Raw genomic sequence first — 12,473 nt, 5'->3', positions numbered from 1 at the left:
AAAGCGGCGGCGTACTGGCCGGCAGGCTACCGCTAGCGTCCGCGCAGCCGTCGTACGAGGATGCTCGCGTCCCCCCGCGATTCGAGATCGGCGAGCACCACGGCCACCGCCTCCCGCACGATGCGCCCGCGGTCCACCGCGAGCCCGTGCTCGCCGCGCAGCACCAGGCGGGCGTGTTCGAGGTCCATGAGTTCCTCGGCGGAGACGTACACGGTGATCTTCTCGTCGTGCCGCTCGCGCCCGCTGGGCCGCCGGTTGGCGGCGCGGGCGCGGCGGCGCGCCTGCGCGGGCGTGGTGCCGGACGCGTTGGCGGACTTGCCGCCGCCGGCGGCGGACCCGGCAGAACCTTCCTGCGCGGCCCGGCGCCCCGAGCCCTTCTCGTCGGTGCCGGCCGCGCCCCTGCTGCGCGAACCGGCGCCGGACTCCGCGTCCGCCGTGGCGTGTTCACTGCTCTCGGGGTGCTCGGCGGCCGCACCGGCCTCCTGCGGGGCGGCGTGGGACTCCTCGGCGGCCGCCTCGTCGCTCTCGCCCGCCGGTGCGGGCACCCTCGCCTCGCCGTTCGCCTGGCGGCGCGGGCTCGACGACTGCAGCGCCATCCCCCCGGTCGTGCGGAACAGTTCGTCGGCCCCCGGCAGACTCACTCGGCGTGACACCGGGCGAGCACCTCCCTGGCGAGCTGGCGATAGGCTGCCGCGCCCACCGAGTTGGAGGCGTACGTGGTGATCGGCTCACCGGCGACCGTGGTCTCCGGGAAGCGCACGGTCCGACCGATCACGGTGTGGTAGACGTGATCGTCGAACGCCTCGACCACGCGGGCGAGGACCTCGCGGCTGTGCACCGTACGCGAGTCGTACATCGTGGCGAGGATGCCGTCGAGCTCCAGGTCGGGGTTGAGCCGCTCCTGGACCTTCTCGATGGTCTCGGTGAGCAGGGCCACACCGCGCAGCGCGAAGAACTCGCACTCAAGCGGCACGATCACCTTGTGGGCCGCGGTGAGCGCGTTGACCGTGAGCAGGCCGAGCGAGGGCTGACAGTCGATCACGATGTAGTCGTAGTCGGCCATCAGCGGCTTCAGGGCGCGCTGCAGCGTGGACTCGCGCGCGACCTCGCTGACCAACTGCACCTCGGCGGCCGACAGGTCGATGTTGCTGGGCAGCAGGTCCATGTTGGGGACCGCGGTCTTCAGCAGGACCTCGTCGGCGGCCATGCCCCGCTCCATGAGCAGGTTGTAGACCGTGAGGTCGAGCTCCATCGGGTTCACACCGAGACCCACCGAGAGCGCGCCCTGCGGGTCGAAGTCGACGAGCAGCACCCGGCGTCCGTACTCCGCGAGCGCCGCGCCCAGGTTGATGGTCGACGTGGTCTTGCCCACGCCGCCCTTCTGGTTGCACATCGCGATGATCTTCGCGGGTCCGTGGTCGGTCAACGGCCCCGGGATCGGGAAGTACGGCAGCGGGCGTCCCGTGGGGCCGATGCGCTCGCGGCGCTGACGGGCAGCGTCCGGGGCGAGCGTGGCCGCGTACTCGGGATCGGGCTCGTACTCCGCGTCGGGGTCGTAGAAGTGACCCTGGGGCAGTTCCTCGTAGTCGGCGAGGGGGGTGGGGGTGGTGTTCTCGCCACTCCGGTCGCCGGCCATGGCGTTCACGTGATGGCCATCCATGCTCTGGGGTGCTGACTGTGTCGGCTGCGGACTCTGGCGGGCTTCGAAGGCGCGGACAGCGACGGAGCCGACAGCCTGGAGCCCGACGGGGCCCTGGCCTCGTCCAGACATTCCTGGTTGACCACCCCCGGGAGCAAATGTCGACTCATTCACAAGTCGTCTTACCTCCTTGGTGACCAGGAAATTTCTCGATAGGTCAGCGTGGCACCATGCCGACGATTGGCGACTCTATGGCGTGTCACCACTCCGCAGCAACACAATCCGCCGGACCCGGCCCGATGTGTCGGCAATGGAACATCCCGATGTCAAGGGTGCACCGCATGTCATCGCTGCGTTTGCGTGGTGGACGAATCGCCCAAATGTTTACGTTCAAGGCGAGTTGAGCGAGTGTACGCCCAACCGCCCGCGGCCGGACCCCTCACGAGGTCCGGCCGCGGGCGTGAGATTGACGACTCCGGTTGACCGGGGTCAGCCGAGCAGCGACTCGATCCCGACGTGCTCGAGACCGTGGGCCTCGGCGACCTCCCGGTAAACGACCTTGCCGTCATGGGTGTTGAGACCCAGGGCGAGCGCCGGGTCGCGGCGCAGGGCCTCGACCCAGCCGCGGTTCGCCAGCTCGACGATGTACGGCATGGTCGCGTTGGTCAGCGCGTACGTGGAGGTGTTGGGCACCGCGCCGGGCATGTTGGCGACGCAGTAGAAGACCGAGTTGTGGACCGGGAAGGTCGGCTCGGCGTGCGTGGTCGGGTGCGAGTCCTCGAAGCAGCCGCCCTGGTCGATCGCGATGTCGACAAGGACACTTCCCGGCTTCATCCGCGAGACCAGCTCGTTGGTGACCAGCTTCGGGGCCTTGGCGCCCGGGATGAGGACGGCGCCGATGACGAGGTCGGCCTCCAGGCAGGCCTTCTCCAGCTCGAAGGCGTTGGAGACGACGGTCTGGATCTTCGTGCCGAAGATCTTGTCGGCTTCCTTGAGCTTGTTGATGTCCCTGTCGAGCAGGGTCACGTGGAAGCCCATGCCGATGGCGATCTGCATGGCGTTCCAGCCGGAGACGCCACCGCCGATCACGACGGCCCTGCCCGCGGCCACGCCCGGGACGCCGCCCGGCAGGACGCCGCGGCCGCCGTTGGCGGCCATCAGGTGGTAGGCGCCGACCTGCGGGGCCAGGCGGCCCGCGACCTCGGACATCGGGGCGAGCAGCGGGAGGGCGCGGTTGGCCGTCTCCACGGTCTCGTACGCGATGGCGGTGGTGCCGGACTCCAGGAGGGCGTCCGTGCACTCCCTGGAGGCGGCCAGGTGCAGGTAGGTGAAGAGCGTCTGGTCCTTGCGGAGGCGGTGGTACTCCTCGGCGATCGGCTCCTTGACCTTCAGGAGCAGGTCGGCCGTGGCCCACACCTCGTCGGCCGTCTCCAGGATCCGGGCGCCCGCGGCGACGTACTCGTCGTCCGTGATCGAGGAGCCGACACCGGCGTTCCGCTCGATGACGACCTGGTGGCCGTGGCGCACCAGCTCGTGCACGCCGGCGGGGGTGATGGCCACCCGGAACTCGTTGTTCTTGACCTCGCGGGGGATACCGACCTTCACGTCGATCACGGTCCTTGGCTCAGGGGGGTTCGGGCAAAGCAGTACATACCGGTACGCACACGGGCGCATCGGAAGACACCACGGAAGCACGCGGCGGAGCCAGTCTAATGAAGGATTTCTCGGTGTCTAGCCTTCCAAAGCTTTAAACCTGACCGAAAGCACTACGGATTTCGTAGGCGGAGGTGGACGCTCCACCAGCATTCCTGTGATCCGAGGGCATCCGCACGCGCCCTCCCCCGTCCGCTCTCGTCCGCTCAGGGAACCGCCGCGTCCCCTGTGACCTCAGTGAACTCACTTCCCAGCATGCGCTCGGCGGCCGCGCGGTGCAGCCCGGCGGCGGTCGGGTCGCCCAGGCGCTCCAGGGTGTCGGCGAGCCGTACCTGGAGCGCCGCCTGCAGCCGTACGTCCGCCGCCTTCCGCGCCCACTCGGCGGCCTCCCGGCAGGTGCGCAGACACTCCTCGGGCCGCCCCGCGTACTCCTGGACGCGCGCCATCTCGCTCAGGGCCCGCGCCCGGCCCGCGATGTCGCCGGTCTTGCGCAGTCCCGCGACGGCCGAGCGCCAGTTGCGCAGGGCCTCGCCGTAGCGCCCCGCGTAGGTGTGGGCGGTGGCGATGCGGCCGTGCAGCCGGGCGGCGTCCGCCCGCTCACCGCGGGCAAGACGCTGGGCCAGGGCCCTGCCGTACCAGTCGGCGGCCCGCTGCCAGTCCCCGAGGTCCTGATGGGCGCCGCCGATGGATTCCATCGCGCGGCCGGTCGCGTACGGGTCCCCGGCGGCCCGGCCGCAGTCGAGCGCGGCGCGGTAGCGGGTGAGGGCCTCGTGCGTACGTCCCGTCTGCGCGTCCAGGTCCGCGAGGTTCAGCAGGGCCGCGGCCTGCTCGCGCGGCAGTTCCCGGCGCTCGGCGACGTCGAGGACGAGCTGGTGGATGCCGTACAGCTCGGGGGCCGCCGCCTGGGTGCCGCGGTGGGCGACCAGGGCGCGGGCGAGGGCGGACATCAGCCGGCGCGCCAGGGTGTCGAGCTCGCCGTCGGCGACCGCGAGCCGGGCCGCGGCGAGCAGCGCGGGCTGCCTGATCTCCAGCCACTCGGCGGCGGCGCGCGGGCTCGGAAAGCGCAGTGCCCGTGGCAGCCCTGCGAGCTTCTTGCGCGCCGCCGAGCCCTCGGGCTCGGTGACGGCCCGGCAGGACTGGAGCAGCCGCACGGTCCGCTCCAGCATCCTGGCGCGGGCCAACTGCACTTCCCCCGGCTTGTCGTGAGCCCTCGTCAACTCCTTCAGGAGCGGCACGAGACAGCCCGGGACCTCGTACTGCGGCAGTTCCGACGCCACCGGGCGCAGCAGGCCGAGCACGACGAAGTCGTCGAGGGCGTCGCGCGCGGCGGACACCGAGCAGCCCGCGAGCGCGGAGGCGGTGTGCGGGTCGACATGGCCCGCGGGGGCCAGCGAGAGCAGGCGCAGCATCCGTGCGAGGGGGGTGGGCAGGGCGGCGTAGGTGTGCTGGAAGACCCGGGTGAGGCCGGAGTCCGCGGCGCCCTCCTCGATATGGTCGCGGACCTGCTTGGCCAGATCGGCGACGGCCGCCTTGGGCCGGGCGGCGAGCCAGCCCCCGGCGAGGACGAGGGCGGCGGGATTGCCGCCGCAGCCCTCGACCAGGCTCTCCGCCGAGCGCGGGTCGACGGTGATGCGCACCGACCCGGCGCTGCGGGCGAGCAGGTCGAGCGCGGCCTTGGTGTCCAGGCCGCCCAGGGTGCACGGGCGGACGTCGGGGATGCCGGTGAGCGGCCCCGCCGACACGGCCACGACCAGGCAGTCCGGGGTGTCGGGGAGCAGCGGGTCGACCTGGGCGGCGCCCTCGCCCTCGCCGTCGCCGTTCGCCACGTCGTCCAGGAGCAGCAGGGCACGGCGGCCGTCGAGCGCGGCGCGCAGGGTGGCGGACAGGTCGTCCTCGCCTGCCCCGGCGGGCGCGGACTCGCCGAGGGCGCCGAGGAGTTCGCGGGCGGTGCGCCCGGTGGGTACGGGGGTGCCGTCGGGGTCGGTGAGGCGGGCGCGAAGTACGCCGTCGGGGTAGTCGTCGGCGAGTTGCCGGGCGAGTTCCTCCGCGAGCGCGGTGCGGCCCGAGCCGGGGCGCCCCGCGACGAGCAGCACCCGGGCGCGCGGCGTCTTCCGCCCCGAGAGCGTGTCGAGCCCCGTCCGCCCGATATCGGCCCGGAGCTCCTTCAGCTCCCGGTCCCGCCCCACAAACCAGCCACCACCCCCACCGCCGGCGGCCCCGGCACCCGCCGGACCACGGCCTGATTCCGGCTCGGCAACCGAGCGTGCGGCAGAACCCGTGACCGTCGAACCGGCGGTAGCGGAACCCGCGGCAGCCGCGTCCCCGGCGGTGGTACCGGTGCCCGTCGGGCCGGGGTCCGTCGCGCCCGCGGCTTCCGGCCCCGCGCCCGCGGGTTCCGGGTCCGCCCGCGAGGGTTCCGGGTCGGTGACCACCCGGTCGGTGACCGCCGGGCCCAGGGCCCCCGCGCCAGAGCGGGCCCCCGTGCCAGAACCCGTCGAACCGTCCGTGTCGACCGCCTGATCCGTCACGGGTAACGCTCCCGTCCGCCTGCGCACGAACCCGCCGGGACTCCGGGCGGGACGCTTTCAGAGCCTAGTTCAGGCGGTGCGCCGTTCCTGGACGTACGGCGCCCGGAAGTCGCCCGATCGGATCAAGGGATCGTCCGACCGCGGGCCGCCGGACGGGGGACGCCGCGCTCAGGCCTCGAACGGTCGTGCGGGCCACGGCGCGTCGGCCGGGCGCAGGGAGTCCACGCCCTCGCCCTGGAGCACCGCGGTGAGCGAAAGGGCGCCCACGACGAGGCAGTTGTTGTGCAACTCCCCCGCGAGCACGCCGCGTACGAGATCGGCCAGGGGCACCCGAGCGAGCTCCATGTCGGACTCCTCCTCGGAGACCTCGAAGCGCTCGCCCTCGGCCTCGGAGAGGTCACGGGCGAGGAACACGCGCACGGCCTCGTCGCAGCCGCCGGGCGTGGTGTACACATCGGTGAGCACCCGCCAGTCCTCGGCCTTGACGTGCGCCTCCTCGTACAGCTCGCGCTGAGCGGCGTGCAGCGGGTTCTCGCCGGGAACGTCGAGCAGACCGGCGGGGATCTCCCAGAGCTTGTGGCGCACGGGGTGGCGGTACTGACGGAGGACCAGGACGCGGTTCTCGTCGTCGAGCGCGAGCACGGCCACCGAGCCGGGGTGGACCTGGTAGTCGCGGCGCACGACCGACCCGTCCGGCATGACGACGTCGTCGGTGCGCACCGAGGTCTTGTTGCCGACGAACGGAGTCTCGCTCGCCGTGACCTGCCACTCCTCGGCGGTGTCCTTGATCGTCATGTCGCGCTGTCCTCCCACGTGCTACGTGCAAACAAAACAGAAACCGGGGTGCGCGCCCCGCAAGGCGCGTACCCCGGCAACCGTATCCCGGCGTTACTTCGCGGCAGCCTGCTGCCGTTCCACCGCGGCCTTCACCAGACCCGCGAAGAGCGGGTGCGGGCGGGTCGGCCGGGAGCGCAGCTCCGGGTGCGCCTGGGTGGCGACCAGGTAGGGGTGCACCTCGCGCGGGTACTCGACGTACTCGACGAGCTTGCCGTCGGGCGACGTGCCGGAGAAGAGGATGCCGGCCCTCTTCTCCAGGTCGGCGCGGTAGGCGTTGTTCACCTCGTAACGGTGCCGGTGGCGCTCCTCCACGTACTCCTTGCCGTCGTACACCTCACGCACGATGGAGCCCTCGGCGAGCTTCGCGGGGTACATGCCGAGCCGCATGGTGCCGCCCATGTCGCCCTCGCCCGCGACGATGTCGAGCTGCTCGGCCATGGTGGAGATGACCGGGTGCGAGGTGGCGGAGTCGAACTCGGTGGAGTTGGCGTCCGGGATGTCCGCGAGGTTGCGCGCCGCCTCGATCACGATGCACTGCAGGCCGAGGCAGAGGCCGAGCAGCGGCACCTTGTTCTCGCGGGCGTACTGGATCGCGCCGACCTTGCCGGACACACCGCGGTCGCCGAAGCCGCCGGGGATGCAGATCGCGTCCACGTCACCGAGCTGCTTGGCGGCGCCCGCCGGGGTCTTGCAGTCGTCGGACGTGACCCACTTGATCTTCACTCGGGCCTTGTTCGCGAAGCCGCCCGCGCGCAGTGCCTCGGTCACCGACAGATAGGCGTCGGGCAGGTCGATGTACTTGCCGACCAGGGCCATCGTGATCTCGTGGTCGGGGTTGTGGACCCGGTCGAGCAGGTCCTCCCACTGCGTCCAGTTCACATCGCGGAACGGCAGGTCGAGCTTGCGCACGACGTAGGCGTCCAGGCCCTCGGTGTGCAGCACCTTCGGGATGTCGTAGATCGACTTGGCGTCGATGGCGGCCACCACCGCGGCCTCGTCGACGTCGCACATCAGCGAGATCTTGCGCTTGATGGCGATCGGGACGTCACGGTCGGCGCGCAGCACGATCGCGTCCGGCTGGATACCGATGTTGCGCAGCGCGGCGACGGAGTGCTGGGTCGGCTTGGTCTTCAGCTCGCCGGAGGGGCCGATGTAGGGCAGCAGCGAGATGTGCACCACGAAGACGTTGTCGCGGCCGACCTCGTGCCGCACCTGGCGGACGGTCTCAAGGAACGGAAGGGACTCGATGTCGCCCACGGTGCCGCCGACCTCGGTGATGACGACATCGACGTCGTCGGTCGCCATACGCCGGATGCGGTGCTTGATCTCGTTGGTGATGTGCGGAATGACCTGCACGGTGTCGCCCAGGTACTCGCCGCGCCGCTCCTTGGCGATGACCTGCGAGTACACCTGGCCTGTAGTGACATTGGCGGAGCCGTCCAAGTCGACGTCGAGGAACCGCTCGTAATGTCCGATGTCGAGGTCGGTCTCGGCGCCGTCGTTGGTGACGAACACCTCACCGTGCTGGAAGGGGTTCATCGTGCCGGGGTCGACGTTCAGGTACGGGTCGAGCTTCTGCATCGTGACCCTGAGGCCCCGGGCCTTGAGGAGCGCACCCAGGCTGGAGGCCGTGAGGCCCTTGCCGAGGGAGGAGGCGACACCCCCGGTGACGAAGATGTGCTTGGTCGTCGTGGATGTGGGTGGCATGGCCAAGGGGGGGCTCCCGTGCGTCGCGGTCTCAGGGGTGCGTGGCCGTCCGCTCCAGGTGCGGAGGGAGGTGCCGTCGCTGCGGTTCGGGGGTTCGATGACCACCGGCTCACGGGCTACCAGGGTATCAGCGACGGGAGGGGGCCGCTTCCGGCCACGTCCTGACACGCACCTTCACATCAATTACATGATCTTCATTGCATGGGCACAGGACCGGTGCCGGACGGGCACCGTCCGGATCCGGAACACGTTCGGCGTAGTCACGTTGCCGGGACGAGCGGGCAGATTTCCGGGACGTCGATGTATGTTGCTCGGACACTCTCTGCCGAGCCGTGTGCCCGGGCGGAACCACCCCCGTCGGCACTTCCGGAAGACCATGGGAAACATCCGGGGCCGGCAGTTCGTTTTACAGCGAACCCTTGACCGTAGAACGAGCGCCCCGTGAGCGGGCGAACGTGGCCGTTTGAATGGGGATGCACGTGGCCGGGCGCATCGAGGATTACGCACTCATCGGAGACATGCAGACAGCGGCGCTGGTCTGCCGGGACGGCACGGTCGACTGGCTGTGTCTGCCCCGCTTCGACTCCCACGCCGTCTTCGCCGGCCTGCTCGGCACGGAGGAGCACGGCTTCTGGCGGCTCGGCCCTGCCCATGCGCCGGGCTCGCAGCCACCGAGGGCGGCCCGCAGGTCCTACCGCGGGGACTCCCTGATCCTGGAGTCGGAGTGGGACACCCCGCGCGGCACGGTCCGGGTCACGGACTTCATGCCGCCGCGCGGGACCGACAACCCGCAGCTCACGCGGATCGTGGAGGGCGTAAGCGGCCGGGTGCCGATGCGCTCGGCCCTGCGGATGCGCTTCAGCTACGGCCGTGTGGTGCCATGGGTGCACAAGGTCGACGGGCGCACGGTGGCCGTCGCCGGGCCGGACTCGGTGTGGCTCGACACCACCGCGGAGACCTTCGGCAAGGACCTGACGACGTACTCCGACTTCACCGTCGCCCCCGGCGACCGGGTCGCCTTCACCATCTCCTGGCTGCCCTCGCACAGGGGCCAGCCCGCCCACCCGGAGCCGGAGGCCGCCCTCTCCACGACGGAGGAGTTCTGGCGCGAGTGGGTCGAGCAGTGCACGTACCACGGGCCCTACCGCGAGGCCGTGGTCCGCTCCCTCATCACCCTCAAGGCCCTGACGTACGCCCCCACGGGCGGCATCGTCGCCGCGCCCACCACCTCCCTGCCGGAGGACATCGGCGGCTCCCGCAACTGGGACTACCGCTTCACCTGGCTGCGCGACGCCGCCATCACGCTCTCCTCGCTCCTGCGCACCGGCTACCGCGACGAGGCCCGCGCCTGGCGCGAGTGGCTGCTCCGCGCGGTCGCGGGCGACCCCGAGAACCTCCAGATCATGTACGGCATCGCGGGCGAGCGCGAGCTCGGCGAGGCGGAGCTGGACTGGCTACCGGGGTACGAGAACTCGGCACCGGTCCGCGCGGGCAACGGCGCCGCCCACCAGCTCCAGCTCGATGTGTACGGCGAGGTCACCGAGGCCCTGCACCTGGCGCACATGACCGGCCTCGCCCGCAACGACTACGCCTCACTGCTCCAGCTCAAGCTGATCCGCTATCTGGAGACGCACTGGGACCAGCCCGACGAGGGCATCTGGGAGGTGCGAGGACCGCGCCGCCACTTCGTGCACTCCAAGGTGATGGCCTGGGTCGCCGTGGACCGCACCATCAAGCTCATCGAGTCCGGCGACGCGGACGGCCCCCTGGACAAGTGGCGCGACCTGCGCGACGACATCCACCGGGACGTCTGCGAGCGGGGCTACGACAAGGAGCGCAACACCTTCACCCAGTCCTACGGCTCCAAGGAGCTGGACGCCTCCCTGCTGCTCATCCCGCAGGTCGGCTTCCTGCCGCCGGACGACAAGCGCGTCATCGGCACGATCGAGGCCATCCAGCGCGAGCTGTCCACGCCGGACGGCTTCATCCTGCGCTATCCGACCTCCGGCGACAACGAGGGCGTGGACGGCCTCGAAGGCGACGAGGGCGCGTTCCTCGCCTGCTCCTTCTGGATGGCCGACGACCTGGCGATGATCGGCCGCGTGGACGAGGCCCGCAGGCTCTTCGAGCGCCTCCTCGCCCTGCGCAACGACCTCGGCCTGCTCGCCGAGGAGTGGGACCCGCGCCTGCAGCGCCAGGTCGGCAACTTCCCGCAGGCGTTCAGCCACGTGCCGCTCATCGACACGGCCCTGCGGCTCACGGCCTCGGGGGCGTACGGGGGCTGACGGGGGCTGAGGGCGCCCTCGTCGGACTCGGCGCGGGCGACCGCGCCGAAGTCCCGGCGCCGGGACGGCCGGGGAGCTCCCGCCCTGGTCAGGTAGCGTCCGCCCCATGGACAGTCAGGACACCCAGGGCGGCATCACCGTACAGCGGGCGCTGGAGCTCCCCGGGCTGCGCGGCGGGCTGCCGGAGGTCGTGGCGGGCGCCGAACGGCTCCAGCGGACGGTGCGGTGGGTGCACGCGGGCGAGGTGCCGAATATCGCCTCGCTGCTCAAGGGCGGCGAGCTCCTGCTGACCACCGGGCTCGGGCTCGGCGCCCGCCCCGCCGAGCAGCGCGCCTTCGTCCGCGAACTCGCCGAGCGCGGCATCGCGGCCCTGGTCGTCGAGCTGGGGCCGCGCTTCGCGCGGCTCCCGGCCGCCCTCGTGGACACGGCACGCGCCGCGGGTCTGCCCCTGGTGCAGTTGCACCGCGAGGTGCCCTTCGTGACCGTCACCGAAGAGGTGCACACGGAGATCGTCAACGGCCACTACACGCTCCTGCGCCGCGCCGAGGAAGTGCACCGGCGCTGCACCGAAGCCCTGCTCTCGGGCGGCGGCGTCCCCCAAGTCCTCGCCGTCCTCGCGGAGTTCAGCGGCAACCCGGTGTTCCTTGAGACGACGGACGGCCAGCTCCTGTACGCCGCCGGGGCGGGCAGCGCCTGCGCGGACCCGCTCCAGGTCTGGGAGGGGCTGCGCGGGCGCCCCGACGACCGGGCCGAGCCGCCTGCCGGAGCGGTCGTCGTGGACGTGCCGGGCGGCGGTCCCGGAGCCGGATCGGTGCGGGCCCGCCTGGTCCTGCTCGCCGTGGAGTCACCGCTGCTCCCCGTCCACCGGATCGCGGCCGAGCGAGCCGCGGGCAGCCTCGCGGTCGTCCTGATGCAGGCGCGGCAGGAGGAGGAGCTCGCGGCCCGCGGCCGTGGTGACTTCCTCACCGACCTCGCCGAGGGCCGGATCACCGCCGACGACGCGCCCGCGCAGGCGCGCGTGCTCGGTTTCAAGCCGGGTTCGAGCCCGCTCCTTCCCATGGTCATGCGAGTCCCCGACGGGCTGCCGACCGGCGCCGCCCTCGCGGTGCTCGCCCGCGCCGTCAGCGAGGAGCTCGCGGCCGTGGGAGTGCCGGTTCTGCTCGGCGTACGCCCGGTGGAGGGAAGAGTTCCACTTCTTCTCGGGCTGCGGACCGAGGCCGAGCGGGGTACTGTCGCCGACCGCGTGGCCGCGGCGCTGCGGGCCGGGGTGGAGCGGGCGGGCATGCGGCGGCCCGGCGCGCAGCCGCCGGTCGTGGTGGTCGGCGTGGCGGGCGGCTGGGCGGCGGCGGCCTCGGGCCTGCGGCACGCGGCGGAGACGGCCACGGCGGCGCAGGGGCTGCCGGACAGGGCCTGGTACGACGCGCGGCGCCTGGACATCGACCTGCTCCTGTGGCGGCTGCACCGGCACGACCCCACCGCGCTCGCCGCGTTCGTGGACCGGGCGATCGGCCCGCTGCGCGCACACGACCGCCGCTCCAAGCCGCCCCTCCTGCCCACCCTCCAGACCTATCTCGCACACGCGGGCCGCAAGGCGGAGACCGCGCGCGAACTGCACCTCAACCGCCAGACGCTGTACAACCGCCTGGCCCGGATCGGCGAACTGCTCGGCACCGACCTGGACGACCCGCAGACGGTCCTGGCCCTGAGTCTGGCCCTGCGGGCACGGCGGCACGTGGCCTGAGGGCCTGTGCACGTGGCCCGGCGGGCCTGCACGTGACCCGGCGGGCCTGCACGTGACCCGGCGGGCCTGCACGTGACCCGGCG

8 protein-coding genes are annotated in these 12,473 nt (G+C 71.9%); 2 read left to right on the top strand and 6 right to left on the bottom strand.

Annotation, left to right across the window (positions count from 1 at the left end; translation table 11 throughout):
- Window positions 1-32: 32 nt before the first annotated feature.
- The 6 genes from IG78_RS0105400 to pyrG all read right to left on the bottom strand — a co-directional run bounded on the left by IG78_RS0105400 (window position 33) and on the right by pyrG (window position 8,364).
- Window positions 33-653, bottom strand: coding sequence for a hypothetical protein (locus IG78_RS0105400; RefSeq protein WP_169749675.1), 621 nt, complete (start codon window positions 651-653; stop codon window positions 33-35).
- Entirely contained in the window at window positions 638-1,771 is a 1,134-nt protein-coding gene (locus tag IG78_RS0105395) for a ParA family protein (RefSeq protein ID WP_078964764.1), read from the bottom strand. Before IG78_RS0105395 ends, IG78_RS0105400 begins: the two co-directional genes overlap by 16 nt.
- Before the next feature lie 357 nt (window positions 1,772-2,128).
- Window positions 2,129-3,253, bottom strand: coding sequence for an alanine dehydrogenase (gene ald / locus IG78_RS0105390; protein WP_030560091.1), 1,125 nt, complete (start codon window positions 3,251-3,253; stop codon window positions 2,129-2,131).
- A gap of 245 nt (window positions 3,254-3,498) precedes the next feature.
- On the bottom strand, window positions 3,499-5,478 hold the full coding sequence (locus IG78_RS0105385) for a tetratricopeptide repeat protein (RefSeq protein WP_404827659.1): 1,980 nt from the start codon (window positions 5,476-5,478) through the stop codon (window positions 3,499-3,501).
- Between the two features lie 510 nt (window positions 5,479-5,988).
- Window positions 5,989-6,615 (bottom strand): NUDIX domain-containing protein, encoded by a 627-nt coding sequence (locus IG78_RS0105380; protein WP_030560089.1) that lies wholly within the window; start codon window positions 6,613-6,615, stop codon window positions 5,989-5,991.
- A gap of 93 nt (window positions 6,616-6,708) precedes the next feature.
- Window positions 6,709-8,364, bottom strand: coding sequence for a CTP synthase (gene pyrG / locus IG78_RS0105375; protein WP_030560088.1), 1,656 nt, complete (start codon window positions 8,362-8,364; stop codon window positions 6,709-6,711).
- A 473-nt stretch (window positions 8,365-8,837) separates the two neighbouring features.
- On the opposite strand from pyrG, the gene IG78_RS0105370 reads away from it, so the two are divergent.
- Together IG78_RS0105370 and IG78_RS0105365 are read left to right on the top strand one after the other, a co-directional pair.
- On the top strand, window positions 8,838-10,649 hold the full coding sequence (locus tag IG78_RS0105370; RefSeq protein WP_030560086.1) for a glycoside hydrolase family 15 protein: 1,812 nt from the start codon (window positions 8,838-8,840) through the stop codon (window positions 10,647-10,649).
- Between the two features lie 106 nt (window positions 10,650-10,755).
- Window positions 10,756-12,390, top strand: a complete 1,635-nt coding sequence (locus IG78_RS0105365) for a PucR family transcriptional regulator (RefSeq protein ID WP_030560085.1) — start codon at window positions 10,756-10,758, stop codon at window positions 12,388-12,390.
- The last annotated feature ends 83 nt before the right edge of the window (window positions 12,391-12,473 follow it).

Origin of the sequence: Streptomyces aureocirculatus (genome assembly GCF_000720475.1) — a bacterium.
In the GTDB taxonomy this organism is placed as follows: Bacteria; Actinomycetota; Actinomycetes; order Streptomycetales; family Streptomycetaceae; genus Streptomyces; species Streptomyces aureocirculatus.
The sequence above is the reverse complement of the archived record's forward strand: the minus strand, read 5'-3'. Positions and strand labels throughout refer to the sequence as shown.

Bases quoted from the DNA above. Each gene is read 5' to 3' on its own strand.
- IG78_RS0105365 (WP_030560085.1), top strand. From the start codon at position 10,756: ATGGACAGTCAGGACACCCAGGGCGGCATCACCGTACAGCGGGCGCTG.
- IG78_RS0105395 (WP_078964764.1), bottom strand. From the start codon at position 1,771: ATGTCTGGACGAGGCCAGGGCCCCGTCGGGCTCCAGGCTGTCGGCTCC.
- IG78_RS0105370 (WP_030560086.1), top strand. From the start codon at position 8,838: ATGCACGTGGCCGGGCGCATCGAGGATTACGCACTCATCGGAGACATG.
- pyrG (WP_030560088.1), bottom strand. From the start codon at position 8,364: ATGCCACCCACATCCACGACGACCAAGCACATCTTCGTCACCGGGGGT.
- IG78_RS0105380 (WP_030560089.1), bottom strand. From the start codon at position 6,615: ATGACGATCAAGGACACCGCCGAGGAGTGGCAGGTCACGGCGAGCGAG.